The 26,514-nt window shown below is 62.8% G+C and carries 19 protein-coding genes and 1 pseudogene; 4 read left to right on the forward strand and 16 right to left on the reverse strand.

Annotated features, from left to right (window positions below; all coding sequences use genetic code 11):
• Window positions 1-926: 926 nt before the first annotated feature.
• From M4J39_RS15085 to M4J39_RS15155, 16 genes and pseudogenes are all read right to left on the reverse strand, one after another.
• A complete protein-coding gene (locus tag M4J39_RS15085; RefSeq protein ID WP_251729226.1) occupies window positions 927-4,253 on the reverse strand; it encodes a hypothetical protein in 3,327 nt (1,108 codons plus the stop codon).
• Between the two features lie 9 nt (window positions 4,254-4,262).
• Window positions 4,263-7,019: a glycoside hydrolase family protein gene (locus M4J39_RS15090; protein WP_251729227.1), complete on the reverse strand. Its 2,757-nt coding sequence runs from the start codon at window positions 7,017-7,019 to the stop codon at window positions 4,263-4,265.
• Between the two features lie 53 nt (window positions 7,020-7,072).
• The gene (locus M4J39_RS15095) at window positions 7,073-7,333 is read right to left on the reverse strand and encodes a hypothetical protein (protein WP_251729228.1); all 261 of its coding nucleotides are present in this window, start codon (window positions 7,331-7,333) and stop codon (window positions 7,073-7,075) included.
• Between the two features lie 104 nt (window positions 7,334-7,437).
• Entirely contained in the window at window positions 7,438-8,091 is a 654-nt protein-coding gene (locus M4J39_RS15100; RefSeq protein ID WP_251729229.1) for a class I SAM-dependent methyltransferase, read from the reverse strand.
• Window positions 8,081-8,821, reverse strand: coding sequence for a hypothetical protein (locus M4J39_RS15105; protein ID WP_251729230.1), 741 nt, complete (start codon window positions 8,819-8,821; stop codon window positions 8,081-8,083). Before M4J39_RS15105 ends, M4J39_RS15100 begins: the two co-directional genes overlap by 11 nt.
• A gap of 75 nt (window positions 8,822-8,896) precedes the next feature.
• A complete protein-coding gene (locus M4J39_RS15110; RefSeq protein ID WP_251729231.1) occupies window positions 8,897-9,082 on the reverse strand; it encodes a hypothetical protein in 186 nt (61 codons plus the stop codon).
• 119 nt (window positions 9,083-9,201) lie between these two features.
• Window positions 9,202-10,716, reverse strand: a complete 1,515-nt coding sequence (locus M4J39_RS15115) for a YfjI family protein (protein WP_371875459.1) — start codon at window positions 10,714-10,716, stop codon at window positions 9,202-9,204.
• A gap of 150 nt (window positions 10,717-10,866) precedes the next feature.
• A pseudogene (locus M4J39_RS23095) lies at window positions 10,867-11,376 on the reverse strand (hypothetical protein); the annotation flags it as partial.
• Window positions 11,366-11,689 carry a hypothetical protein gene (locus M4J39_RS15120; RefSeq protein WP_251729233.1) on the reverse strand — a complete coding sequence of 108 codons (324 nt, stop codon included), beginning with the start codon at window positions 11,687-11,689 and terminating at the stop codon, window positions 11,366-11,368. The pseudogene M4J39_RS23095 and the gene M4J39_RS15120, both read right to left, overlap by 11 nt.
• A 7-nt stretch (window positions 11,690-11,696) precedes the next feature.
• A complete protein-coding gene (locus tag M4J39_RS15125; RefSeq protein WP_251729234.1) occupies window positions 11,697-11,906 on the reverse strand; it encodes an AlpA family transcriptional regulator in 210 nt (69 codons plus the stop codon).
• 161 nt (window positions 11,907-12,067) lie between these two features.
• On the reverse strand, window positions 12,068-13,264 hold the full coding sequence (locus tag M4J39_RS15130) for a site-specific integrase (protein ID WP_251729235.1): 1,197 nt from the start codon (window positions 13,262-13,264) through the stop codon (window positions 12,068-12,070).
• Window positions 13,265-13,558: 294 nt separating this feature from the next.
• Window positions 13,559-14,062: a rubrerythrin family protein gene (locus M4J39_RS15135; protein WP_251729236.1), complete on the reverse strand. Its 504-nt coding sequence runs from the start codon at window positions 14,060-14,062 to the stop codon at window positions 13,559-13,561.
• A gap of 190 nt (window positions 14,063-14,252) precedes the next feature.
• Window positions 14,253-16,787, reverse strand: coding sequence for a protein translocase subunit SecD (secD, locus tag M4J39_RS15140; protein ID WP_251729237.1), 2,535 nt, complete (start codon window positions 16,785-16,787; stop codon window positions 14,253-14,255).
• Window positions 16,788-16,865: 78 nt separating this feature from the next.
• Window positions 16,866-17,264, reverse strand: a complete 399-nt coding sequence (locus M4J39_RS15145) for a hypothetical protein (RefSeq protein WP_251729238.1) — start codon at window positions 17,262-17,264, stop codon at window positions 16,866-16,868.
• Entirely contained in the window at window positions 17,261-19,111 is a 1,851-nt protein-coding gene (gene ybaL, locus M4J39_RS15150; RefSeq protein ID WP_251729239.1) for a YbaL family putative K(+) efflux transporter, read from the reverse strand. The genes M4J39_RS15145 and ybaL overlap by 4 nt, the downstream gene beginning before the upstream one ends.
• A 205-nt stretch (window positions 19,112-19,316) precedes the next feature.
• The gene (locus M4J39_RS15155; protein ID WP_251729240.1) at window positions 19,317-20,360 is read right to left on the reverse strand and encodes a LacI family DNA-binding transcriptional regulator; all 1,044 of its coding nucleotides are present in this window, start codon (window positions 20,358-20,360) and stop codon (window positions 19,317-19,319) included.
• Between the two features lie 301 nt (window positions 20,361-20,661).
• On the opposite strand from M4J39_RS15155, the gene M4J39_RS15160 reads away from it, so the two are divergent.
• From M4J39_RS15160 to M4J39_RS15175, 4 genes are all read left to right on the forward strand, one after another.
• A complete protein-coding gene (locus M4J39_RS15160) occupies window positions 20,662-21,990 on the forward strand; it encodes an ABC transporter substrate-binding protein (RefSeq protein WP_251729241.1) in 1,329 nt (442 codons plus the stop codon).
• A 159-nt stretch (window positions 21,991-22,149) separates the two neighbouring features.
• Window positions 22,150-23,028, forward strand: a complete 879-nt coding sequence (locus tag M4J39_RS15165; RefSeq protein ID WP_251729242.1) for a carbohydrate ABC transporter permease — start codon at window positions 22,150-22,152, stop codon at window positions 23,026-23,028.
• Between the two features lie 11 nt (window positions 23,029-23,039).
• A complete protein-coding gene (locus tag M4J39_RS15170; RefSeq protein ID WP_251729243.1) occupies window positions 23,040-23,858 on the forward strand; it encodes a carbohydrate ABC transporter permease in 819 nt (272 codons plus the stop codon).
• 50 nt (window positions 23,859-23,908) lie between these two features.
• Window positions 23,909-26,473 (forward strand): TIM-barrel domain-containing protein, encoded by a 2,565-nt coding sequence (locus tag M4J39_RS15175; protein WP_251729244.1) that lies wholly within the window; start codon window positions 23,909-23,911, stop codon window positions 26,471-26,473.
• Window positions 26,474-26,514 lie beyond the last annotated feature (41 nt).

A 26,514-nucleotide genomic window follows, 5' to 3' on the forward strand; every position in this document is an offset into this window, starting at 1 on the left:
GCATGAACGTCGAGCGGTCCGACAAAGGCGAGCCACTATACGACTTAGGCTCTCGGACAAGAATGGAACTATGGGCCTCAATATTCGGCGCCTGTAAACGGAACCCAGATCAGACAGGCGTGATTGCGGCAGTCGAAGCATCATCGACGCTTTCCATCCGACCACGCAATGAATGAGCTTTCCTTAGGCCTTCAGTAATGCAGCTACAACGAAAGCCACCTCACTGTGTTGTCTGCGGGACGTCGGGCGGCAGTTTATTTCCCGAGCAACTTATACCGTTTCCGTCGGGTTTCGACCTTTCGGGCGGAACCTGACAGAAGCGGAAGCGCCCGACTGGGCGCCGGCCGGTCAGGCCGAAACCCGCTTGAGCCGGATGAGTCCGGATCAAGCGGAACGCGTATTATTGGAAGCCATCAGTCCAGCTCGCCCATGTCTCCTACCGACAGCCGTCCGTTTGAAATAGCTGGTTTTCCGCAAAGAACTCCATTTTCTTATAAGGACGGAAGTGGGCTCGGAAAGTCGGCCCGTTATCAATGGTAAGGCCAACAACAACAAACCGTGTTGCCGTGTTCTCGATGGCCAAAACGCGATATTGAGTGTCATTCGAGAAGAGAGTCTTGGCTACATCGTCAAAATGGACGACATACTCCCGTCGTGGGTTCTCGCAAATCATCTTCATTTGGGAAGCGGTCGCGACATCCGCCCCCCAAATTGCTGCGAAGCAGAAGACAAACGAGGCAATCGACGGTCGGAAAAAGCACTTAGCTAACACCTAGACCATCCTTCAAGTCGCGCGCCATCCATAAAGCCGCGCGCGAGCACCCCAGCGGTCGGTTGCAGCAGATCGGAAACGTAGGGAATCTAGCGGCCCCTAATCGTTGCGGCAACAGGGCGCAGCAATTGCGGTGGAGTCGCTATTGATTTCTTCACCGCTTCTGCGGCTCCGGATCTATCACATGCGCGAACAGTGGCCGAACGAACCAAAGTCCGATGAACGGCGCCAAGCGCTTGGCGAGCACATAGTCGGAGTGCGTCGCCGGGTTTCCCTTCATGATGTTGGCGATCGTCGCGGGTACCGAAGCTATATCCCGCGCCGTGCCGGCTGTCGGACCTAGCAGGCTGTCGACCACGCCACGCGAAGCAAACCGGCTCGCCGGTGCTCGCTGGCTGCGGCCGGGGAAGGCCGCCGCCGCGCCGGTATAGATGCCCGGCAACCCCATTTTCTCGAACGTGTTGTTCGCCTCGAACAGCACCGAGAAGACGCCGCTGCGGTCAAGCCCTTCGGCGAGCCACGTTCCCGGATTGTCGGAAACGTCCGTGCCGAAAGCGACGTGGCGCAGCCAATAGATGAACATGCCGATCGTCGCCATGCCGGTTACGCCGCCGATGAAACGCGTCTGCCCTTCCTGAAGGCCGCGAATGAGCACGCGTTGATTTGCGGCGATGGCGAAGCTCTTGAACTGGAGCAGCGACTTGCCGATCGGCGTGGTTGCCAGCAAGGGCACATCGCCAACGCCCTTGGTCACGATGATCGAGCCGACATCCTTGGCGACGGCTGCACGGAACGCCTGGCGCAAGGCGTCGCCGGCCGCCTCAGTGCCCCAGGCCTCGGTATTGGCGACATGAACGCCGTCGACCGTCTCGCCGTGCTTGATGAACAGCTCGCCGATCCGTTCGGCGCGCTCCTGGCCTATGCCGAGATAGCCCATGTAGGCGCGTTCGCGCTCCGGCAGCGAAGCAAAGCCGTCCTTCGCCGCCTTCATCACATTGTCGAAAATGCGGTTCTGCGTCATGCGAGAGGCAAAGGTCCGATTGAAATCGTCCCAGAGATCGAGGCCGGTCATTCTGGAAAACCGCGTCGACAGGTTTTCCATCAGTCGCTCAATGACGGTGCCGTGCCGGTATGGATCGGTGATTTCCGACAGCGCCGCCATGCGGGAATGAAGAATGGTCTCGCCCAGGGCGCCGGCATGCCGGGCCTCCTTGGCGCTCATCCTGACGCCCTGGAGCCCATGGAGCAGCGGGGCGAGACCGTCCTTCACGTAGGAGCGCAGCCCGTGCACCATGGCCGGCCGGGCGGCATCGGCAAGCGAGCCGATGACAACCCCGCCCATCATCCGCGTGTAGTTGAAGACGCGCGCCGCCGCGAGCGTCCGCGCCCATGGCTCGCCGGCCGACTGCATGCCATAGACGCCGCGCAACATGTCGCGCACCGCCTCGATGTCGCGGATGTCGGCGCGCTCGCGGGCGCCCAGCTTCTTCCGGTCTGCCCCTGGCACCTCTCGAAGGCGGGCATACTCGTCGCGGATCTCCGCTATCTGGTCCTTGAGCGTTGGCGAGCCGTAGCGTTTGGCGAGCTCGATGTCGGCGGCCATGATCCGGGCATAGCGCCGGCCGACCAACTCGATATCGCTCTCCAGGAAGTCTTCGACGAGGTGATCGGGGATGTTGAACGTCCGTTCCTTCAGCGGGCCGCGCGCCGCCATGACCGGCTGGAAGTTGGTCGACGCGCCGCCGCGCCCGGTGAGTTGGGCGAAAATGTCGTCGACAATCCCGTTGATGTAGTCGGCCCGGTCGGCAGCGTTCACGAATTCAACGCTTCTGCCACGGCCCCCGTCCGCCGCCTTGGCATCGAGCGCGGCGATGCGTGCCCGGTCCATGTCGCTGAGCACGCGCCGCACCGCCCTGGCGGTCTTCACGACCGCTGCCAAGTCCTGCCCTTTGGGCAGCTTCTCACCGGCATTGACGCGCGCCATCAGGTTCGCAACGTCGTCATCGGGTTGGGATCGGCCTTTCCGTCGCGAGGCTTTTGCGCGGCGTGCGATATCGGTCTCGATGCGCGCTCTCTCCTCTGCCAAGCGGGCGCGGGTGGCGTCTGCCTCCTTGGTCGTCTTTGCCTCGATCTCGTCCATGGTGTCCGAGACCCACCGCCGCACGATGTCGCGGAATTCGCCTTCGCGCGCTTCCAGCACCGGCCGGCGCCACATGCGGCTGAAATAGCTCTCGGCCGTTTTCACATCGACATCGGCAGGCAAAAGGTCGGCGTCGATCGCCTGTTGCTTCAAAGGATCGAATACCTTTGAGCGCCAAGCCTCGGCCGCTTCGGTGGCGCCGGCAACGCTGCTCGCATCACCGCGCCGCATGGCCCGGCCGGCCTCGGCGTTGAAGTCGTCGAGGCTCATGGCGAGCCCGGCCTTTCGGGCGTCGGCGTAGGCGGCGCGGTTCGCCTCGATGGCGTCGGCGGCGGCGCCGATCGACCATTGCCGCATGGCGCTTTCCGCCGCCGCGTCGCCCGCGCCGTCGAGGTTCTTGGTGAGATAAACCGGGTTCTCCATCAGCCCGGCGGCGACCTGGCGCACGGTGAGAGCCGGGCTCTGGAGTGTGCGCAGCAGCGGGTTGAGTTGCGCCGTCGCCTTGGCCGTCGCCCGTGCCGCCTTGCCGGCGATGTCGTAATCGGCGAGCCTTTCAGGGGCGACGCCTTGGGCGCCGATACCCTGCGGCATGGGCTGGTTGCCGCCGAGCTCGTTGGCATAGGCCGCCATTTCCCGGTGAAGAGCATCGGTCGCCGCGTCGGCGTCAGGCGCCTTCACCTTGTCGATGGCCGCCGATCCCTTGAAATAGTCGATCGCCGACAGCGCGCCATACTTGGCGCCTCCCAGGATGCCGCCGAGCAGTGCCGAGCCGCCGACGTTGGAGAGGCTATCCTCGACCGTCCGCGTCTCCTGGGTCGCGTGGAGCCCAAACTCCTGAACCACGGCGCCGCCACCGGCGGCGATCCCCGCATCGAGCGCGGCGCGAGCAAGGCCAACGGCGGCCCGTCCGCCACGCAGGCCGACGCCGCCGGGAAGAAGAGTGGGCAGATCGACGATGCCGGCGCCGATGTCGAACGCAGTGCCGACCCAGCCCGACTTTGCGCGTGTCGCCTTGTCGCGCCGCTCCATGTCGATCTGAGCCTTCAGCTGGGCGTTCGCGCCCGGATTCCAGATATTGAGGAACCGCTCGCTTTCGTCCTCATATCCTTTCATGTTCTCGGGCGTGAACGGCGTGTAGCCTGGAATGTGGTCGTAGAAATCGCCCGTCGCCTTGTCGTAGAGGGTCTTGTTCGTCAGGGTCGATATGACCGTATTATTCTGCCTGAGAGAGGCGGCGGCGGACTCCGCAAGGCTAGGGTCGGTTTCGGGGGCGGGGCCGATCTTCTGGTTCAAGCCGTAGTCGGCAACCGGGCCAACAATGCTGGTCTCGTCAAATGGCATATCGGAACCTCACTTTAGACGGCGGATGGCTTCGGCCGGCGTCAACTCGCCAGACAACACATCGGAGAGAACCGCATGGGCATGTTGCGGGTCGACGTAGACTTGCTGCTCGATACGCTGCCGTAGATCAGCGACGGCTTCCGGCGAGGCGGACCCGGCTTCAGCGATTGCCTTTGCGAGCTCTTGGCGAGCGGCATGACCGGACTCGACAAACTGCCTTTGCCCTTGTTCGGTCAGCCCCTGGTAATCGAGCACAGGCGGCTTGGCGAAGAAGCGCGTGGGGGCGAGGTGATATATCTCGTCCCTGTCCGTGTACCAGGCCTGATAGCGCGGCGCGCGGCCGGCGCGAACGTCGGCCTCGGTCGTCTCATCGGGGACAAGGAAAACGGCCTTCGGCTGAATGCCATCGGCGGTGAGATCGGCAAGCGCCTGCTCGCGGATGTAGTCGTGGCTTCCCTTGGGGTCGGCCGGATAGGTCTTCTCCGGCGGCAGGAACATCACGGCAGCGGGTCCATCCATCGACAGGGCGGACGTGCCGTAGCGGCGTTGGAACCGATCGTTGGCGAGCTTCGTCCCCGCGTCGATGTAGCCGCCGGCATCGAAGACGGCTTCGGTCAGCGTCTCGCGGTAGTCGCTGACGATCGCCGCCGATTGCGCGGCCGTCTTGCCAAGCGTTGGCGGACTGGAAAACCAGCCGCCGCCGAACAGCGAGCGAACGTTGCTTTCGGTGGCTGCCGCGTCGATCGCCTTTTTCATCGGTTCGGTGTTCATCAGCGCGGCGCGCTGGCGGACCTTGTCCGGATCTTGGGCATCGAGAATGCGCCGCGTGGCCTCGGCCGGAGAGAGCCCGACCGACGACGTGTAGTGATCGAACAGCGCGACTTGATCGGCCAGCGCGCCGCCCGACGGCGAGCGGGCCAGCGCCCCCGGATCGACGGAGCGGAGGTGCGAGCCAAGTTGAAGCGCCGCTTGGGCGTTCTCGGTGTTGCCGCTGGAAAGGTTGTAGCGCATCGCATTGATGACGGGCGTCGGAACCACGCCGGTTTGACCGATGAGCGCATCGAGGAGCTTCGGCCGCTGCTCTGGCGGGGCGCTTGCCGACACGGCTTGCCAAACCGCATCGTTCTTCTTTCGCCCTGACTCGCTGTAGCCGTCGACAACCAAGCGGCCGGCGGCGAAGGCGTCCACGTCTTGGCGCGTCTCGACGATGTCCTTGTTCTTCGCGTTCAGCGAGTTGGTGAGCTTCGCCCGCTGTCCGTCATCAAGCCGAGGGTCGCCCTGGATCTCGTCGATCGTCAGCGAGCCGTCGCCCAGGGCAATGCGGTTCTCGTACCGATCTTCCTGAGCCTTGCTCATCGCCTTGAACGCCGTCTGCTGCTGGCCGATCTGCTCATAGATCGCCTTGCGCGTCAGCGCCGCTTCATCGGGGTTGGCGATGGTGGAAACGAATGCCTCCACATCCGGAGCCGTGCCGCCGTCCGAAAGCTGGGTGGCGCCAATGCCGGCCGCGCCGCGAATGATCGCCGCTTCATGCAAACGCCGGTCCTTGTTCACGCCGTCATTGTCGGTCTGAAGCGCCTCGACCTGGCGCGCGATCTCCTCGGGGCTTCCCATGACCACGGCATTGGCGACGCGGAAGGGCAGAGAGCCGTAATTGTAGGCGACGGAGGCGAGAGCCGCTTGCGCGCTCGCCGGCAGTTTCGCCCAAGCCTCCTGGCCGACGCTCTTGATAATGCCCGGCACGAACTCGGTGTTGATCCGGCGCGCCAGGTCGCGCTCCGCGTCCTCGCGCGTCACGGTCATCCCAGGCGCGACTTTGACGATCGAGCCGTCGGCCCTGGTGATGGTGTCGCTCCCGTAGCCGATGCGGTAGGCGTTCACATCCCAATAAGGCTGGGTGCGGAAGCCCTCACTGGCGCGAATGAGGCTCGCCGCATCGGTCGGCGCGGCCTGATCTCCGGCGCCGCCTTTGAAATAGCTCGCCGTGTTCGCCCGCACATTGGCATTGAGCAAGGGCGTCTTCAGCGCCTCGGTGAACTTGTACTGATCTTCGCCGGAAAATTCGGTCTTGTGGGCGTTGAAGTAGGCTTCGGCCGCTTTCGGATCGTCGGTGAGCAAGCGCAGGACGGTGTTATAGCGAACGGTCGAGACGTACTCGCGTTCCTTCATCGCCACCACGTCCGGAGAATAGGCCGGGTTGCTGCGGATCTCGGCTTGTCCCAATGCGATCGCCAGATTGATCGCGTCGGGGTCGGTGTAGTGGGTGAGCGCGTCGTTCTGGAAGCTGTCCAGGCGGGCATTGCCGGTTGCAATGGTCCAGGTCTTCCGTTGGTCCATCGCGTATACGTAGGCGGTCTGAAGTGCCGACTGGATGCGCTGTTCGGCTGCCCTTTGGAACTTCTCCCGCGCATTGAGCGGCAAGCCAGCGGCGCTCTTTTCCGCTGCCTCTCGCAATGCGTCTTCCAAGGGCTTCAGGCCCTCGACCGCCGCCGCGCCCTGCTTGCCGAAATACCCGTTTTCTCCATAGCCGAGATCTCGGACCACGCCTGCGAAGGTGTTGTCGGCTTCCTTGGCGTAGTTGGTGCCGTCGATGTCCCTGACTTGGGCCATGACCTCGCCAACGTCCGTCAGCCCCTTGCCTAGGGTGCCGAGAGCTTGGCCGATCTGAGCGCCGAACATGGCGCCGGTCGCGTGGGTGTTGTCGCGAAAATTCAGCCCCGGTTGAAGCTGAACGCGCGGCTCGCCGTAGGTCGGTACAACAGGCATTGAGCCCCCTGGAAATGTCATGAGATGAGCGTGAGCCGCGCCGGTTCAGCGCGTCACGGATTGTCGTGCGGGTCGGTAGTTGCGGGAGGCGTCGCCGGCTGCGGCCTCGGATATGCCAAGGCGGCGAGCTTGCTCCAGATGTCAGCGGCAAGAGCGATCTGGCCGGCACTTTCGGCCCGCTTGGCGAGGACAATCAGCCGTTCGGCCGGATTGACGCCAGCGCTTTCCAGGAAGGCTCGCACGGACGCCGGCCGGTTCGGTGTGCCTTTCTGCCGTCCGCCCCGCCGCTCTCCAGGTGCCGATCCCCTTGGCATATGTCGCCCTCGTTCACTAACGATTGCTAGTTTAGTGAAGGGGCGATTCCGGGATGGCGCGGCTATTATAGGCGCGTCGGCAGGTGTCTAAGAACAGTATTCAATTAGCGGGCAGTAGCCCACATATAAGCGCTGCCTTCATTTAGCTTGAAGTCCGTGACATGGAATCCCGCTCTCAGCAAAAAGCGGTGTAGTCGCTGAGGAGGAAGAAGCCCATAGAATGAATAGCCCCTGCGAGAGTCAATAATAAACCCGTCAAGCCAAGGTCTTGTGTTCTCCATTCGCATCATTCTAGAGAAATCAGAATTTCTGTATTGAACAACAAAAAGCACTTCTCCGCCCGTAGCTAATTTTCTATGTATGGACTTTACTATTTTCCATCTCCATTCGTAAGACGGAACTGCCGATAGCACATTGATACAAAACCCGCGGTCATATTTGCGCTCAACCAAATCAAACTCTTCTTGGTTGTACACATCAACGACATTTGCTCGCTCGTAGAGCGACCTGATGCTGGTTTTCCTCCCAAATAAATACTGCTCCCTCGATAACTGGCATTCAGAATCCACGACAGTCAAAATGCTGGTCGATTTCAATATATGTTCGGAATAGCGTAGTTTACCGCATCCATAGTCGAATGATGATTCGACGTTTTCCAAATTACTCATGATCGACAAGAGATATTTTGACGGCTGTGACGCAGGTTTTGCCGCGTTTTCCGTTCTTATTTCGACGCCGTCGTAAAGATTATAACGCATCGAAAACGGACTTTACTACTTTTGATGCGTCGGCGTCGGACAGTATGCGTTGAACTTGAGGGGCTGCGTATTTTTTTAGCCGAGAGTGCTGGAGCAAAGCCAAAACAAACGTCACGACGGCAACGCAAGCAAGAATGAACCCGATTTCGCTGTCTCGGAAAAAGATTGAAACGACGCATCCGGCCAGGAAATACGAAACGCCTTCGACAAATATCCAGAACCACGACCAAGCGTTTAGCGCATGCTCAATATCATGTTTGTCTACAAGGGGCTTCTCATTTCTACTTGAAGAAAATCTATAGAAGGCTGAGTGCATAATTTTATGCCTATCAGCTATAATCTTCTGCTTAAGGTCTTCGCCAATATCGAAACCAACGCCTCTGGCCAATGGAAAAATAATGCTCTCTGTGTCGAAAGTCTCCCGTATTCCAACCAAGTCAGATAATCTGTCGTGGAATTCGAACACATATGTCAAGGTGGAGACGGCAAACGCTATAAAAAGGCCGGATATATTGATTACTTCATAATGTGGAATCAGGGATATTAATCGCCCGATCGCACCCCACTTCTCTATTGAGAGGAACAACTCATCAACATGGGGATTGCTCCGGAGGATGAGAGTAATAATATATACTTCATAAAAGGCTGTTCCAGCGAGTTTCTTCAGAACATCTTCGTAGCTTTTAGGTGTTGAAAAGAACGGAAGTATGCGGCTGACGATTTCCTCCATCACGCCCTCATGCCCTGGATCATTCTAGCTTTAACCCGATGTACAATTACTACGTGCGAGTCTCAACAGAGAAATCTACGCGGAAATGGTAGAGGTCGAGCCGAATAGGTCCCTCCGCGCCGTCGCTTCGGCATTTTCCCGCGCAAGCCCTCCATCGAACTCCATGATCGCCGCGCGCTCCTCGTAGAGGTCGCGCCGCCCCTCCTCGGTCCAGTCGGAATAGCGCCTCGCGCCGTCGTCTCGCTGCTCCGAAAAATCCACGTTTCGCCCAGAACCGGCAGTGCCAAAAGTGCCATAAGTCCTCCAAGGAGCATTTTGGCACTTTTGGCGCTCCGTCTCAGGCGCGTTCCCGTGTTTTTTTAGCGCCGTGATCCATCGGTTCATTGGACCGACGCTCCGAGCGTCGGGTTCCACTGGTAGGCGATTGCCGGCCGGCCCATCTGTGTTTCAGTCCGTTTGGTCTCGCGGCAATGGTTCGTCTTGATGAGAAGCTCGATGGCATCCGCCACCGTCTCACCGTCACTAAGGCCGGCCCAATGCTTCCGATAGACATCTCGCGCCGAGAACTCATTGGGAAGCTGGCCGCGCCGCTCGACGATCAGCCGGGCGCCGTCTTCGATCATCGTTCCGCCGGACGCGTAGAGCCGGCGGGCGTGGCTGCGGAGATAGTCGGCCCAGGCGAGCGCCCGCAGCGTTGCTGTTCGGCCAATTTCGAATTTGCCGCCGTCGATCAGCTCGAACAGCAAGGCGAGGCTCGCGACGGTCTTCGGCATCTTGAGCAAGTGCGCTTCCAAGACGGGCGACAGGTTGCCGGCCCTTGCGTCGGACTGGATCTCTTCCATCCACGCCCTGAAAAGGTCTTGTCCATCCGGCGAGAAGCGCAGCACCAACGGTTGATCGGGGCGCCCGAGCGGGAATTCGTGCAGATCTCGAAACACCTTCTCGAAAGCGTCGCGCGCTTCCTTGCTGGGATGGCGATCCACCCACCGCCAGGACGAACGGAGATCCGGCCAGACGGCGAGTTGAAGGCGCTGGATAAGGCCGTCGTTAGAGGTGCCGGTGATGGCGCCGCGCACGATCGGCGCAATCCGAGACGGCTGCACGCCGCCAATAAGGCTCAAGGTGCAGTTGGCAATGTGGACCGTGCCGCGCCCGATGCGGTCATAGGTGAAGCGCCCGGAGCCATTGAAGGCTTCGAGGTAGAATGCGCGCTCGCTGGCGTATTCCTCGCTCTCCATCCTCGCGAGGAAGCCCGGCAACTCGTCGCGCATCAGCAGCAGGCCGCGCGGGTTCTCGTTGAGCAGTTCGCCGAGCTTTTCGACCGTCGCATCATTGACGACGATGCGCGGGCAGGGCGGTTCGTCCTCGTCGTCCTTCTGAAGACCGGCGAGGATCGAGCGAGCCGCTTCCCGGTCGCCGTCCTTGATCGCCTTGGCCGCGCGCTTCTTGGCTTCCTTTTCGTCGAAGCTCGTGAGCAAGTCGTCGATGTCGCCAGCCTCGATGGTGGCTTGCCAAACTCGCCGCATCTCGTCCTGAAGGGCGTAGACCGGGCCTAGCGCCGACTGCATGGCCGGCGACTTCATGGCGGACGGCGGGCCGATGATGGCGCCCCAAAGGTTCGGGACCTCGATCCAGTCGTCGTTTTGTTTCGGTCCGACACGAACCCGGTTGCCGATCATCGCCGCCAGACCACACAGCGCGGCGACGGCGACAAAGTCGGGCACCGACTGCTGACGATCGGCCACGTCGAACACATAGCCGCGCAAGGCTTCCGGCAGCATTTCCGGATCGAACGGATCGACAGGCGGCAGGCTCGATGTGATGGCGACGGGAGCGGCCCAGGCGGCGGGCCGGCCCGCCGCTTCCAGCAAGCGAGCGAGATCCGCGTCGTTCATTCCGGCCGGTAGCTCGTCGGCGACATCCCAGCCTTTGGGAAGGCCAGCGGGTAGCTTGACGGTCTCCACCGACACGGCGCCGGCCGCCTTGGCGAGTTCGGCAACGTCGGCAGCATAGGCAGCGCCTGGCGCGTCGGCATCCGGCCAGATGATGACGCGCCGACCCTTGAGCGGCGACCAGTCGGCTTTGCGCGCTGCCTTGGAGCCGCCGGGCGACGTAGTGGCGACATAGTCCGCAAAGCGCTTGCCGGCCGCTGCGGCCGTCTTCTCGCCTTCCACCACGATAACCGGCGCGTCGGGCCGGCCGGCGAGCAAGTCCAGGGCGAACAATGGACGCGGTGCCAGGAACCCCTTGGCGCGCCACTCGCCCCGGCCGCCGACACCCTGGCAATAGGTGATCGGCAGCACTTGCTTTGCCGGTGCGTTGCCGGGCCGATCGAAGCGCGCGACAGCGCCGAGCATTCGTCCCTCGGCGTCGACATACTTCCAGGCGCCGGCCCGTTGGAAACCGCGCGGGGCGAACTGGTCGAGCAAGGCGCCCGTCAGCGACGGGGCGGTATCGGGAACCGGCATGACCGGGCGCCACTCTTCGGCGCTTGCCGCGTCGGCCGGAATGCTGCCTCGCTCGTCTGCGGTGAGGGGCGACAGATCAATGTTCATGGATGTCGACCCCTACGATACCGGCCAGTGTGCAGGCCGCATCGGCTTGATTTTCGCCAGTGAGATAGGCCAGCAGCGAGACCACATCGCCGCCCTTGTCTTCCGTTGCGAAGTCCGCCCATTTCCCTGTTTTCAGGTTGATGCGGAAGCTGCCGGCGCGCTGATCCGCCCGCTGGGGATTGCGGGCGGTCCACTCGTGACCGATCCGCCGACCGTCGGGGAGCCAGCGCGCAAGAAGGGCCGGGAGACAGCGCAACGCCGCCCGGTTGATGCCGTCGAAGTCGATTTTCGAAGTGCTGTTCCGGGATTGCATAAAGCCCTCATTGCCGCTTGGCTTTGAGGTCTTCCAACGCCTGGAAGATTTCGGACTGCGGCCAGCGAACAAACCCGCCGAGACGAACGGGCTTAGGGAACCGCCCAGCCACGACGCCGCGTCTGAAGGTTGTTCGGCTGATGCCAATAAGCGCGGCGGCTTCGGCGTCAGAAAGCCACGGGTCTGGATGAGCCGTATTGACCATGACCTGATTCATTTTCACCTCATCGGGTTGGTTTGATCCGATGTGGCTAGGCTTGCATCAGGTGGTTTGCGCCGTGCCCATTGATGGGAAATGGACCAGTGTCGGAGTTCACGAACCGGTAGCCGGCGAGCGGTTACGGCCCGTCGCCGGCTGATCTTGTCGGTTCCCGCGAATCAAGCCGCATCGGCAACGGAGCTTTCGGCAATGGTCTTGCCCGTCACGACCGACGCCCATTGCTCCATGATGGCGCGCCGCTGAGCAAGAAAGTCGGTGCGGCGATAGGCGCGCTCGACAGATCCGCCGACGCTGTGGCCAAGCATGGTCTCCGCGATGTCGTGCGGTGTGGTGGTCGCTTCCGCCATCCAATCGCGCAAAGACGATCGGAAACCGTGCGGCCGCTCTTTCATGCCGCGACGCTCCATCAGGCGAGACATGGTCGCGTCGGAAATGACGCCCTTCCTCACCGACGGAAACAGCCATCCATCTCGGGCGAGCGGCTTCGCCTGCTCGATGACGCGCAACGCTTCTGCCGAAAGTGGAACGCGGAAATCCTCGGTCTTTCCCTCTCGTCCCTTCATGTTCTGCGCCGGAATGGTCCAGACGTCCCCCTCGATCTGGTCTAGCCGGATGAAGCGCAAAGGCGCGGAACGAACGCCGGTCAGGATGAGGAGACGGAGAGCGAGGTGCGTTACCGTGCCGTCGCCGATCGAAGCATAGAAGTCCGCCACCTCAGGCCACGGCACGGCGGGGATATGCTCCCATTTGTGTCCTTGTGCGCCGAGTAGCGCCCTGGCTTTTGCCGGCGCTTGAAGATCTACATCGAGGCCGAGTGCTGCGGCATGTTTGAAAACGACGCTGATGCGATTGAGCGCCTTTCTTGCCGGGTCCGGCTTCGTCGTCCAAATGCCTTTGAGCGCGTCGCGAATGTCGATCTGCCCGATTTGCGAAACGGGCGTCTTGCCCAGCTTCGGCAGAACGTGAAGATCGAGCGGCGAGCGCCAGCGGCCGGCCTTACCTTCCTTCTTGAGCGACTTTTTCAGCGCCTCGAAACAGTCGTCCGTCAAATCCTTCAGTAGATGCAGATTGCGCGCCGCCTCGCGCGCCAGCCGTTCGCGCTCGACAATAGGATCCAGCCCACTCGCCGCCACGGCTCGCCACTTCGTCGCATCCTCGCGCGCCGCTTTCAGTGAGACAACGGCGATCGAGCCAAGCCCCATCTCCCGGCGCCTGCCGTGAATGGTGAAGCGCAGCACCCAATAGCCGGACTTCTGGTCGGTCTTGACGAGCCAAAGCCCGCCGCCGTCGCTGTGTTTGCCAGAGGGGCGAGTCTGGACCGCTCGCGCGCCCAGCTTGTTCAAAGGCCTCGACATCGCTCCACCCTTCGCTCCACCTTTCGACATGGGCTTGGGCGGCCATCGTTGAACCAGCCTGACTACCGTCGCCTCAATATCTCATTGATATCCGGCAACGTTTTCCGTGCTCGCTCACGGATGAACATGAATGAATTCAAGCGAGTATGGATTCCGATGCCGTCGTGCGGCACCATTTCCTGCCTTTCCGCCCACAGCATTCGTCATCGATCGGAACGCCTCGCGTGTCCGATGGCAATCGCGCGCATTGATGAGGCCAGCGCCGCCGCCCGTCCACGGCGGCGCGGAATGGGATCACTCGATGATCTTGTAGTGTTCACCGGCACAGGCGCAGACCGGGCAGGCGTCGGGCGCATCGCCGATCACCGTATGGCCGCAGTTCGGACAGATGCGGATGACGACGTCGCCGAGATCGCTGCCGGCCTTCACCGCCTCCAGCGCATCGCCGAACAGGCCGTAGTGGATTTTCTCGACTTCCATCGCCTCGGTCATCGAGCGAATGGCGCGCTTGTGACCCTCGGCCTTCGCGGTCGCCACCATCGCCGGATACATGGAGGTGAACTCGTGGCTCTCGCCCTCCATCGCATCGGCGAGGTTGTCGAGCGTGCCCTTGATGGCGCCGAGCGCGCGCAGGTGAGCGTGGGCGTGAATGGTCTCAGCGGCGGCGACGGCGCGGAACAGCTTGGCGACGCCCGGCTTTCCTTCCCGGACGGCGGCTTCGGCATAAGCGAGGTACTTGCGGTTGGCCTGGCTTTCGCCGGCAAAGGCTTCCTTGAGGTTGTCCGTGGTGGTGGGCATGGTGCTTGCCTTTTTTGATTGAGCGACGCGGGGACGTCGCGGGTCCCCAGCCCACGAGACTAGCCCGGCGATCCATGCCCGAGTATCGGGACAACCCCGTGAAATGCCCTACGGACTTGAGATTTTTTCTAAGGAAGGCGGGTCATGTGAGAGGAAAGGAGGCCGGCCGCATCCGGCCTCCCCGTTGGCCTCACGCTTCGGAAGGCGCGCCGCTGGTCGGCACCGGCTGGCTGCGCCGCCGACGCGTCCGCCAGTCGCCGAGGAACAGAAGGATCGGCGCCGCGATGAATACCGACGACGACGCGGCGATCACGATGCCGAAGATCATCGGCACCGCAAAGCTCTCCACCGCACTCCCGCCCCAAATCGCCATCGGGAGCAGCGACAGGAAGGCGGTCACCGAGGTGTAGAGGCTGCGCGCCAGCGTCTCGTTGATCGACTTGTCGATCAGTTCTCTGAGGGGCATCGCCTTGTAAAGCCGCATGTTCTCGCGCATGCGGTCGTAGACGACCACCTTGTCGTTGACCGAATAGCCGACCAGCGTGAGCAGGGCGGCAATGGCCGTCAGGTTGAAGTCGAGCCCCGTCAGCGCGAAGAAGCCGACGGTCTTGGTGACGTCCAGCACCAGCGTGGCGATGGCGCCCACGGCGAATGGCCATTCGAAGCGGACCCAGATGTAGACCAGCATGGCCAGGCTGGCGAAGATCACGGCGAGAACACCGGCCGTCGCGAGCTCGCCCGACACCTTGGGGCCGACCACTTCGGTGCCGATGACCTTGGCCGAGGCATCGATCTTGGTGATCTCCTGCCGGAGCTGCTCGACCGCCACCGTCTGTGCCTCTTCGCCCCCGTCCTGTCGTTCGACGCGAACGAGCAGGTGGTTGTCGTCGCCAAAGGCCTGCAGCGCCACCTCGCCCAACCCCAGGCCATCGAGACCGGAGCGGAAGGCCGCGAGGTCGGCCGGCCCCGTCGTCTCCACCTGCATCTGGATGCCGCCACGGAAGTCGACGCCGTAGTTGAGGCCCGGGTAGATGAAGAGGCCGATCGAGGCGAGCGACAGGAGCGCCGAGAAGCCGATGCCGAAGAAGCGTGCCCGCATGAACGGAATGGCCGTGCCGTCGGGGATGAGCTTGATCGGCAGCAGCGGCCGGATGTCCATCTTCTTGAGTTTGCGGCGCCGGACGATCGCCAGCATCAGCACGCGCACCACCGACACGGCGGTGAACATCGAGATGACAAGACCGATGCCCATGGTGACGGCGAAACCGCGCACCGGGCCGGAGCCGAACCAGAACAGCAGCACCGAGGCGATCAGCGCCGTGACGTTGCCGTCGACGATGGTCGAGTAGGCGCGCTTGAAGCCTGCATCGAGTGCGGCGATGGCGCTCATGCCCTTGCGCGACTCCTCGCGGATGCGTTCGTTGATCAGCACGTTGGCGTCGACGGCGAGACCGATGCCCAGAACGATGCCGGCGATGCCCGGCAGCGTCAGCGTCGCCCCCAGCAAAGTCAGGCCGGCGAAGGTGAGGATGACATTGAGGCCGAGAGCCAGGTTGGCGAGCAATCCCCAGGCGCCGTAGAGCACCAGCATGAAGCCGAACACCAGTGCGAAGCCGATAAGGCCGGTGGCAACGCCCATCTCGATGGCGTCGGCACCGAGATCGGCGCCGACGGTGCGTTCCTCGATCACCGTCAGTTTGGCCGGGAGTGCGCCCGCCCTGAGCATGGCCGCGAGGTCGGTGGCGCTTTGCACCGAGAAATTACCGGAAATCTGACCCGAGCCGGCCGTGATCGGTTCGCGGATCACCGGCGCGCTCAGCACCTTGTCGTCGAGCACGATGGCAAAGGGGCGACCGACGTTGGCGCGGGTGATGTCGGCAAAGCGGGCAGCGCCGGCCGAATCGAAGCGGAAGGAGACGATCGGCTCGTTGGTGTTCTGGTCGAAACCGACGCGCGCGTCTGTCAGGCGGTCGCCGGATAGCTCGACGCGGTCCTCGACCGGATAGGTCCGCCCTTCGTCATCGCGAAGAATGGTCACGCCCGGCGGCATGAAATCGGCGGTCGCCGCGTCGGACAGCAGGTGGAAGCCCATCTTGGCCGTCGAACCGAGCAGTTCCCGGATACGTGCCGGATCCTGCACGCCGGGAAGCTGCACCAGGATGCGGTCGCTGCCCACGCGCTGGATGGTCGGTTCGGCGACACCCACCTGATCGATGCGCTGGCGGATGATTTCAAGGCTCTGCTCGACCGCCGCCGCCGCGCGATCGGTGAGACCGGCGTCGGTGAGAGCAAGTGTCACCGTGCCGTTACTCTGGCGGATGTCGAGATCGCTGGCCGTCACGCCAAGCCCGGGATTGCCGATCGATGCGGCGAGCTTGCCGAGTTCTCCGGCGGCGCGGGCGGTCTGCCCGGGATCGTCGAGGTTGACGGTCACGGCGTTGCCCGCGCGGCGGATCGATGTCGTGTCGATCTTCGCCTCGCGCAACGTTCGGCGCGCATCCTGCGTCAGCGTTTGCAGTCGCTCCTTCACGAGATCGGCGGCATCCACCTCCAGTACGAGATGCGAGCCGCCTCTGAGGTCCAGCCCGAGCGACACCCGGTCGCGCGGCAGCCAAGAGGGAAAGTTGTCGAGGACGGATTGTGGCACCACGTTGGGAAGCGTGACGATGATGCCGAGGGCGATGATGGCCGAGTAGAGCGCCACCAGCCAGCGGGAAGTTTTCATATGCGTGTCCATGCCGAGCGACGTCGCTGCGTCTCCGTGAAGACGAGCGGCCGCGAAACCTGATTTGGGTTCGGAAAATCAGGTGGCGATGGGCGGTGCCCGAGGCCGATGGCCGGGGAAATGGCTGTGGCAGGAAATGGTCCCGGCAACGGCACGCAAAACGCGCCCGCAGACGGGAGCTGCCACGACGACGGCAGCAAGGACCAAAGCTGCCGGCAACCGGGGTGGCGGAGCCGAGGTCCGGTCGCCATGCTCGGCGGCCACGACAGGTCTCAGCCCGTCGCGAAGGAGAGCCGAGTGGCGGACGACAGCTTGATCGCCGGCCCCGAGCGTCGTCGATAGCGATGAGCCGACCTCTGTGCCGAAGCCGAAGTGTAGGGCGGCAACAAAGAGAAGGGCCGACAGAAGGGCGACAGCCGTCTTCGGCGCCGTCAAGCAGCGTTTGAAGAAGGGGACTGGCGCGGCTCCCGAGGTCACGCGGCGGGCTTTCCTTCGTCCGTATCGGGCGGCATCGTCGCATCCGATGGTGGCGTCTCGGCGGCTGCTCCATGCGGCGCGGCGGACTGGTCGTCGAGCATCTTGAGCATGCCGAGCGCGATTTCGCGCTCGCCCATGATCACCCTGTCGGCGCCATGGCGCAACAGGTGCTCCACCTCTTCGTCGGAATGGGCGCGAGCGACGATGAGAAGGCTCGCGTTGATCCGGCGCGCCTGCTCGACCACTTGGCCAGCCTCGAAGCCTTCGGGAATGGCGACCAGCAGGGCCTTTGCCCGTTCCAGACCGGCAAGCGCGAGAACGCGACCGTCGGCAGCGTTGCCGGCGATGGTCTCGACGGCCTTGTCGCGTAGACGGCGCAACCGATCCTCGCCATCTTCGATCACCAGCAAGGGCACGTTCCGCCCGGCGAGATCGTCCGCGATAACGCTGCCGACCCGACCGTAACCGACCACCACGCGATGCCCGGCGAGGGTCGTGGGTTCCACCGCCTCTTCGTCCGGGTCGCCATCGCCTTCCGCCTTCGGAGGATCGCTCTCGGTCGCTGCCGCGGGAACGACGGTGTCGGACACGGACTCCGATCTGGGCTGCAACCAGCTTTCCAATGTGGGGCGCAGCCGGTCGGCCAAGCCAAACATCACCGGGTTGAGAATGATGGAAATCAGAGCGCCCGCCAGGATGAGATCCCGCCCCTCTTCAGGCAGGAAACCGAGGCCGACGCCCATTTCCGCCAGGATGAACGAGAACTCGCCGATCTGGGCAAGGCTGGCCGAAATGGTGAGGGCGGTCTTCACCGGACGCCGGAAAAGCAGGACGATGCCAAAGGCAGCAACCGTCTTGCCGACGAGGATAATGGCCAGTGTGGCGAGAAGTACGAAGGGCTCGTTGACGACAATGCTGGGGTTGAACAGCATGCCGACCGACACGAAGAACAGCACCGAAAAGGCGTCACGCAGCGGCAGACTTTCCTGAGCGGCCCGGTGGCTGAGCTCGCTTTCCGACAGCACCATTCCGGCAAAGAAGGCACCGAGCGCCAGCGAGGCCCCGAACAGCTCCGCCGCGCCGAAGGCGACGCCGAGCGCGATGGCCAGAACCCCCAGTCGGAACAGCTCGCGGGAACCGGTGTGGGCTATGCGGTGCAGGATGGCCGGGATCACGCGCCGGCCGACAACAAGCATCAGCGCGACGAAAATGGCGACTTTGATCAGCGTCGCCGCCACGATGCCGCCGACGCCGAGATCGATCCCGATCAATCGGCTGGCGACCGCGGCGAGTGGGTCGGAATAGGCACTGGCGCCGCCATTGGCCACGCTGGCCGCCGCCGGAATGAGCACCAAGACCAGCACCATGGCCAAGTCTTCGACGATCAGCCAGCCGACGGCGATCTTGCCGCGTTCGCTGTCGACGAGGCGTCGCTCCTGCAAGGCTTTGAGCAGCACCACCGTCGAGGCAACGGACAGGGCGATGCCGAACACCACGCTGCCGCCCGTCGACCAACCCATGCTGTAGCCGAGCCCCCAGCCAAGCAGCGTGGCGATGGCGATCTGGCCGATCGCGCCCGGCACGGCAATGAAGCGGACCGACAAGAGGTCTTTCAGGGCAAAGTGCAGGCCGACGCCGAACATGAGCAAAATGACGCCGAGTTCGGCGAGCTGAGGCGCCAGCTCCTGATCGGCAACGAAACCCGGCGTATGTGGCCCGACCAGCATGCCGGCAACGAGATAGCCGACCAGCGGCGGCAGGCGGAAACGATTGGCGATGGCGCCAAATATGAAGGCGAGGACAAGGCCGCCGACAATCGTCGAAATGAGGGACGTGTCGTGCGGCATTGCAGCCCTCCGTCAAGGTTGAATTTTCAGTGGATGACTCACCTCGCGGGCAGGCCGGGCCGATAGACCTCAGAACAATATGGATGATTTCGAAGGTCGATCAAGTATGGCCCCGCCAGTAAAGCGCAATCACGTCCGTTGAAAGTGCAGGCAACCGGCAGGGGTGGAGCGTCACGCTATCCGCGCCACCTCCGAGAGGCTCGCCTTAACCCTCGCGAAGGCAAACGGGCCCGTCGCTCTCGCCCGGCACCAGCGACAACGGCACCCGGCTTTGCACGATGCCCGAGGGAAAAGCCCTGACCGTCATCGGCATTTGGGCAAGTAGCGCGCGAGCCGCGGCCGTTCCCAGATCCTGAAGCGACATCTGGAAGCACGTCACCTGCGGCATGAGGAATCGGACCGACTCCTCGCGACGGAATCCGATGATCGACAAGTCCCGGCCTGGCTTGAGTCCACGTTCGGCAAGACGCCTGTAGATGCCGATCGCGGTCACTTCATAAAACAGGATGATCGCCGTCGCGGGATCGGGTCTGTCCAGGATGCCATCGACGATGCTGTCACCGTCATCCTCCCGGCGTCGGGTCGGGAAAACCAGTGCTTCATCGAAGTCGAGGCCGTGTCTGGCGAGATTGTCCCGATAGGCCTGCGCAAAAATCGCCCCGTAGTTGGCGTCGTTGGACGGCACCGTCACGGCAATGCGCCGATGACCAAGCCGAACCAGACGTTCGACGGCGGTGGCCATGACACCCTCGAAATCAAGATCGATCCAGGAATAGCCGCTGCCGCTGTCGCTTCGTCCCAGCGTGACGAACGGGATGTCCGACGACTTCAGGAGATCGATACGCCTGTCGATCCGTCGCGTTTCGGCCAGGATCAGGCCGTCGACTGCCCCCCGGGAGACGAAGCGCTGGAGAAAGGTGAAGTTGTCCTGGCTCTTGGCGCAGGGGAGAACAAGGAGATCGAGACCATGGGCGGCCAGAACGGCCTGCATGCCTTCGACGACCCCCATGAAGAAATAGTCGGTGCTGGTGGTGCTCTCCTGGTCGAGCTCAATCATGAAGCCGACGGAGTGCGTGACGCCCTGAGCAAGCGATCGGGCGGCCTGGTTGGCCGCATAGCCGAGGCGTTGCGCCGCTTCCAGAACCTTCTGACGCGTCGCCTCATTGACATTGGGATTGCCGTTGAGAGCGCGGGACACCGTGGCCGTGGACACCCCCAGTTCACGCGCCAGACGGGCGATGCCTCTCATAAATTCCTCCGGCCTTCCGCGTTGCCCATTGACAGACATCCAGCGACGAACTTAGCATTGTAAGCGCTTACAGCAACATGGTGACTATCTCAAGCCTGCCCGGCGAGGAGAAAAAGGCGGGCTCAAGAGAATAGCACACCGATTGTAAGCGCTTACAATCGAGGGAACGAGCCGGAGACCGGGATGATGTCGGCGGCACGCGAAGGAGTCGCGTGCTGCAAGAGGCGACCGCGAAGGTCTTCGGTTCAGGGCCGTCGGAGGACGGAGCAGTCCAGTCGGATCTGCAACGAGGGAGGATTTGATGACAGCGACCTACAGAAACCAATTTCCGACAAGAGGCGTAAAGCGCTTGCTGGCTTTTGCCGGCGCCTCCTGTCTGGCCTTTGCCCTGACCAGCGGCGTCGGGTTCGCGGCGGACAAGGTGACATTGACCTATATGGCGAGCCAGGACTGGGTAAAGGACGCCGAACAGGCGCTCGCCAAGAAGTTCGAGGAGAAGACCGGGATCGCCATCGACTTCCAGATCCTGCCGTCGGGCCAGTACTTCAACGTTCTCCAGGCCAAGCTGAACTCTGGCGAAGGACCCGACCTGTTCGGCGGGCAAAGCGGCGTCACCGATCTCAAGCTTCAGTACAACGTCGAGAAAAACGCCGTCGATCTCACGAACGAGCCTTGGGCCGCCAAGGAAGACCCGCTGGTTGCCGCCCAGTCTTCCGTTGGAGGCAAGCTCTATGGTCTCACCTATTGGGACGTGCTCGGCAATACCTGGGTGATCAGCTACAACAAGACGCTGTTCGCCCAACATGGTCTTTCAGCTCCCAAGAGCTATGCCGACTTCAAGGCCCTGTGCCAGACGCTCGCCGACAACGGCATTCAGCCGCTCTATGAGCCGGTTGCCGACGGCTGGCATCACGTGCTCTGGTTCCCGGAACTGGGACCGCGCTTTGAAGAGGTGACGCCGGGCCTCGCCGACGCTCTCAACGCCAACAAGGCGACCTTCGCGGGCAATCCCACCATGCTCGCCGCCGTCACCCAGCTCAAGGAAGTGTACGACCTCGGTTTCATGGGCAAGAACGCCCTCGCCGACGTCTACACCGGTGCGTCCAAGGCAATGGCCAGCGGCAAGGTGGCGATGGTCCTCGCCAACACTGGCTTCGCCTCGCTGGTGGAGCACGACTATCCCGACATGAAGGCATCCGACATCGGCGTGTTCCTGATACCGCTCGCCGACAACCAGATGGTCAACATCAATCCGGCCGGCCCCACCCACTTCATCTACTCGGGATCGGCCCATATCGACGCGGCCAAGCAGTATCTCGACTTCCTCGCCCAGCCCGAGAACGTCGACTATTTCATCGACAATACGCCAACGGCGATGACGCTGCCCTTCGAGGGGGCGAAGAGCAAGTTCAGCGCCGACGTTCAGGCCCTGTTCGATGCCCATAAGGATGCGCGCGGCACCGTCTACCAGACCGCCGTCACTTACGTGAATCCGCAATGGATGGACATCGGCGCCGACCTGACGGCGATGTTCACCGGGGCGATGGATCCGGAAAAGGTGCTCGCCAACATCGACAAGCGTCGCGGCGATCTCGCCAAGGCCGCCAGGGATCCCGCCTGGAAGAAGTAGTCCGTTCCTGCTTCACCTCGACCCGAACAGTTCCGGCAAAGGTGCGCCGCTATTGTGCAGCCGGACTGCCCCCGCCGAGAGACTGGCGCCCATCCCCGGCCTTCTCCTGGAGCGACGCTCCCGGGCCGGGGGTGCGACCGCGAGCAACCGGAAACCGCAATGAAATCGCACAGCCCCTACCCGCTCTATTTCGTTCTCGCGGCGCTCGCCCTTTACGTAACGTTCTTCATCATTCCGAGCCTCAGCGGTATCGCCTATTCGTTCACGGACTGGAGCAGTTACTCGGAGGAGGTCGAGTTCATCGGTCTCGACAACTACCGGACCATCCTGTCGCCCGACGAGAACTATCTGTCCTTCATCGCGAACACGCTGCTGTTCACCTTCTGGACGATCATCATCAAGACGGTGTTCGGCCTTGCGCTCGCCTTGCTGCTCAATCAGGGCGTCCGCTGGTTCGTCAACGGCTATCGGGTGCTGATCTACCTTCCGGTCATCTTGCCGACGCTGGTCGTCGCCCTGATTTTCCGCTCGATTCTCGATCCCGCCGCCGGGCTCCTCAACAGCTTCCTGCGCGGCATCGGCCTCGACGTCCTCGCCTTGCCCTGGCTCATCGACCCGAACATCGCGCTCTACTCGGTCGTCGGCGTCGATAGCTGGAAGGGCATCGGCTACATCATGGTCATTCTGCTCGCCGGCCTGCAGACCATCCCGAAAGACCTCTACGAGGCTGCCGCAATCGACGGCGCCGGAGCCTGGGCGAAGTTCCGCCACATCACCCTACCCATGCTGATGCCGGCGCTGATGATCGTCACCGTGCTCAACGTCCTCTACGGATTGCGCGTCTTCGACATCGTCTACGCGCTGACCAACGGCGGGCCGGGCTACGCCACCGAGGTGTTGTCGACCGAGATCTTCAAGGCCTTCTCCAAGGGGCAGTTCGGGCTCGGCACCGCCATTTCCAGCATCCTGTTCCTGATCCTGGTCGTCACCGGATACCTGGTCATCCGGGTGATGGAACGCCAGACGGACCGCGACTGAGGAGAACGCCGATGCCTAGGAACCTGCGCGCTCCCGCCGCCCATCTCGCCGCCTTTCTGGCCAGTCTGGTCATGATCCTGCCGGTCTATCTCATCACCCTCAACGCGCTGAAATCGTCCACCGAGGCGAGCACGATGAGCATGGAGCTGCCAACCGAGCTCCACTTCGAGAACTTCCTGATCGCCATCGAGAAGGGAAAGCTGGTCGCCAGCTTCTTCAACAGCCTGCTCTACGCCACGTCGGCCACCGTGATCGCCACGCTGGTGTCGGCCATGGCCGCCTTCGTGATGTCGCGGCACCGGACGCGCTTCAACCGCTTCCTCTACCTGTTCCTGATCATGGGCATCGCGCTGCCCATCAACTTCTTCACGCTGACGACGATGATGCAGGTGACCCACCTCATCAACACCAAGATCGGCGTCATCATCCTCTATGCCGCCTTGCAGGTGCCGTTCTCCATTTTCCTGATCTACGGCTTCGTCGAGACCATCCCCCGCGAACTCGACGAGGCCGCCATCATCGATGGCTGCCGGCCTCTCCAGCTGTTCTTTCTCGTGGTCCTGCCACTGCTGAAACCGGTCCTCGTCACCGCCGGTATCCTGAACTTCCTCAATATCTGGAATGACTTCATGATACCGCTCTACTACCTCAACAGCAGCGCCAACTGGCCGATGACCCTCGCGGTCTACAACTTCTTCGGCCAGTACCAGAGCAGTTGGAATCTCGTCTCCGCCGACATCCTGCTCACCATCATCCCGGTCATCGTCATCTACCTTCTCGGCCAGCGCTTCATCATCGCCGGCATGACGAGCGGCTCGGTCAAGGGATGAACGCCGGTGCCGATCGCCCCCTTCCATCACACGTCAACATTCCGGGCAGCATGACCAAGATCGCTCTTTCCCACGCAGGCAGGACGCCTGACTTCGTCAAAGCCTACGCCGGTGGCGCACTCTGCATTTCGGTGCTGAGCGAGCGGGCCCTGAGGGTTCGCTTCGTACCGGTCGGGCACGAGAGAGCGATGCCGGAAAGCAGGATACTGCTCGGCAACCAGCCGCAGGTGGCCGCCTCCATACAACCCGACAACGGAATCACCCGCCTCGAATTGCCGCATATCGTCTGCGAGGTAGTCGAAGCCACCGGACGTCTGCGTTTCTTCGGGGCGGACGGGGCGCTCTTGCTCTCCGAGTCAGAGAAGGGGCGCAGCCTGTCGCCGGACCGGCTCGGCGACGAACCGATCCACATTGCCGAACAGGCCTTCGACTCCCCGCCCGACGAGCACCTCTACGGAACCGGCTGCTTCCAGGACGGTGCACTCGACCTGCGCGGCCTGCCGCGTCGTCTCACCCAGGTCAACACCCAGATCAGCCTGCCGTTCCTCCTCTCCAGCCGAGGTTATGGTCTTGTTTGGCACCATCGCGGCCGCAGCGAACTGAATCCGCCGCCGAACCGAACGGTTCTGGCGAAGCATTCTATCGGACAGGCACAAACCGCCACCGTCACGACGTCCTCGGGTGGAGCCTCTGTGGAGCGGCGGACGGCCAGGTTCGAGGGCGAAATCGAGATAGCGACCGACGGCCGCCAGGCGATGCTGCTTGATATCGGGCGAAAGATGGGAACGCGCTACCGGGTCGAAATCGATGGCCGGACCTACGCCGACTACGACAACTTCTGGCTTCCACCGACGACGAGTTTCTTTGCCGACCTTGCGCCCGGCTCTCACATGGTGACAGTGGAAGCCGACGAGGCCGACGCTCCGGTTCTCCATCACGGCCCCGTCGGCGATCGCACGGTCTGGCGCTCACCGGTCGCTGATGCCATCGACTATGTGGTGATCGCCGGCCCGAGCGCCTCCGAAGTCATGGTCGGATATCGCCAACTCCTCGGTGCGACGCCCATGCTGCCGATCTGGGCCTTCGGCTACGTCCATTGTCGCGAGCGCTTCCATTCATCGGACGAGATCATCGAGACGCTCGACGAGTTCCGGCGACGCAGCCTGCCGCTCGATGTCATCGTGCAGGACTGGCAATATTGGGGTTCTCACGGCTGGAATGCCATGCGCTTCGACGAGGCCCACTACCCCGACCCGAAACAGCTGATCGACGATGTGCATCGGCGCGACGCGCGCTTCATGCTGTCGGTCTGGGCGCGCATCGATCCGTCGTCCGAGCTCGGCCAGAAGTTTGTCCATCGCGGGTATTTCATCGAGGGTACCGACTGGGTCGACTTCTTCAACCCCGAGGCCGCCACCTTCTACGCCGCCCAGCAGGAAGAACGGCTGAGACGCTTCGGCATCGACGCCTGGTGGCAGGACGCCACCGAGCCCGAGAACGACGATCTCGCCGGGCGTATGACAGCCGCAGGCCGGGGCGAACACGTCCAGCTCGCCTACCCTCTGGAGGTCACCCGCGCCGTGTCGGAGTCGTGGAAGGCGTCCGTACCGGACAGGCGAGCGCTGATCCTGACCCGCAGCGCCTTCCTCGGCCAGCATCGCTATCCCGCCTTCACCTGGTCGGGCGACGTCGGCAACGATTGGGCTACGCTCGGAAATCAGGTGGCGGCCGGCCTCAACATGGCAGCGGCGGGCTATGCCTACTGGACAGTGGACGCCGGCGGCTTCTTCCGCCCCGGGCCCGGCCAATATGACGACCCGGCCTATCGCGAGCGGTTCCTGCGGTGGTTCCAGTTTGCCACCTTCTTGCCGATGCAGCGCGTCCATGGCTTCGAGACCGATACCGAGTTCTGGCGCTATGGGGAGAAGGTGGAAGCCATCGCAAAGGTCTATCTCGAGCTTCGCTATCGCCTGCTGCCCTACATCTACGCGACGGCCGCCGAGACGGCGGCGACCGGAGCCCCGATGATACGGCCGCTGGTGTTCGATTTCGCCGGCGACCCGCGCGCGCTGGACGAGACCCGCACCTATATGTTCGGCAAGGCCCTGCACGTCGCTCCGGTCCTGGCCGAGAGAGCGGATACCTGGCCAGTCTATCTGCCCGAGACGGAGAGCGGCTGGTTCGATGTCTGGACCGGCGAGTACCGCGCCGGCGGCTGCACGTACGAAGTTCCCAACCCGCTCGATCGCATTCCGCTGCATGCTCGGGCTGGCAGCATTCTCCCTCTCGGTCCGACCCGGCAATCGACGGCCGGCATGAACTCGGACACTCTGACGATCCTCGTATTTCCGGGATCCGATGGCTCGTTCGAGCTCTACGAGGATGATGGCCTCAGCCTCGGCTACGAGCGCGGAGAATCCGCCCGTATCCCGTTCCGCTGGGACGATGCCCAGGGCATCCTCGAGATCGGCGAGTGCCAGGGATCCTATCCGGGCATGCCGCCGGTTCACCATCTGACGATCCGCCGCGTTCGTCCAGGAGTACCACCCATGGCGCCTTCGTCCGGAGTTCCGGTCGAGTATCGCGGCGACCGCATTTCGGTCGTTCTGGAATGACTATCGCCCGCCGGGCAGGAGAGGCTCAAGCGTCACCCGCC

This window comes from Pleomorphomonas sp. NRK KF1 (assembly GCF_023721755.1).
Taxonomy (GTDB): domain Bacteria; phylum Pseudomonadota; class Alphaproteobacteria; order Rhizobiales; family Pleomorphomonadaceae; genus Pleomorphomonas.

Bases quoted from the DNA above. Each gene is read 5' to 3' on its own strand.
- ybaL (WP_251729239.1), bottom strand. From the start codon at position 19,111: ATGCCGCACGACACGTCCCTCATTTCGACGATTGTCGGCGGCCTTGTC.
- M4J39_RS15100 (WP_251729229.1), bottom strand. From the start codon at position 8,091: ATGCGTTATAATCTTTACGACGGCGTCGAAATAAGAACGGAAAACGCG.
- M4J39_RS15115 (WP_371875459.1), bottom strand. From the start codon at position 10,716: ATGAACGACGCGGATCTCGCTCGCTTGCTGGAAGCGGCGGGCCGGCCC.
- M4J39_RS15095 (WP_251729228.1), bottom strand. From the start codon at position 7,333: ATGCCAAGGGGATCGGCACCTGGAGAGCGGCGGGGCGGACGGCAGAAA.
- M4J39_RS15085 (WP_251729226.1), bottom strand. From the start codon at position 4,253: ATGCCATTTGACGAGACCAGCATTGTTGGCCCGGTTGCCGACTACGGC.
- M4J39_RS15135 (WP_251729236.1), bottom strand. From the start codon at position 14,062: ATGCCCACCACCACGGACAACCTCAAGGAAGCCTTTGCCGGCGAAAGC.
- M4J39_RS15120 (WP_251729233.1), bottom strand. From the start codon at position 11,689: ATGCAATCCCGGAACAGCACTTCGAAAATCGACTTCGACGGCATCAAC.
- M4J39_RS15165 (WP_251729242.1), top strand. From the start codon at position 22,150: ATGAAATCGCACAGCCCCTACCCGCTCTATTTCGTTCTCGCGGCGCTC.
- M4J39_RS15170 (WP_251729243.1), top strand. From the start codon at position 23,040: ATGCCTAGGAACCTGCGCGCTCCCGCCGCCCATCTCGCCGCCTTTCTG.
- M4J39_RS15155 (WP_251729240.1), bottom strand. From the start codon at position 20,360: ATGAGAGGCATCGCCCGTCTGGCGCGTGAACTGGGGGTGTCCACGGCC.
- M4J39_RS15105 (WP_251729230.1), bottom strand. From the start codon at position 8,821: ATGGAGGAAATCGTCAGCCGCATACTTCCGTTCTTTTCAACACCTAAA.
- secD (WP_251729237.1), bottom strand. From the start codon at position 16,787: ATGAAAACTTCCCGCTGGCTGGTGGCGCTCTACTCGGCCATCATCGCC.
- M4J39_RS15130 (WP_251729235.1), bottom strand. From the start codon at position 13,264: ATGTCGAGGCCTTTGAACAAGCTGGGCGCGCGAGCGGTCCAGACTCGC.
- M4J39_RS15175 (WP_251729244.1), top strand. From the start codon at position 23,909: ATGACCAAGATCGCTCTTTCCCACGCAGGCAGGACGCCTGACTTCGTC.
- M4J39_RS15090 (WP_251729227.1), bottom strand. From the start codon at position 7,019: ATGCCTGTTGTACCGACCTACGGCGAGCCGCGCGTTCAGCTTCAACCG.
- M4J39_RS15125 (WP_251729234.1), bottom strand. From the start codon at position 11,906: ATGAATCAGGTCATGGTCAATACGGCTCATCCAGACCCGTGGCTTTCT.
- M4J39_RS15160 (WP_251729241.1), top strand. From the start codon at position 20,662: ATGACAGCGACCTACAGAAACCAATTTCCGACAAGAGGCGTAAAGCGC.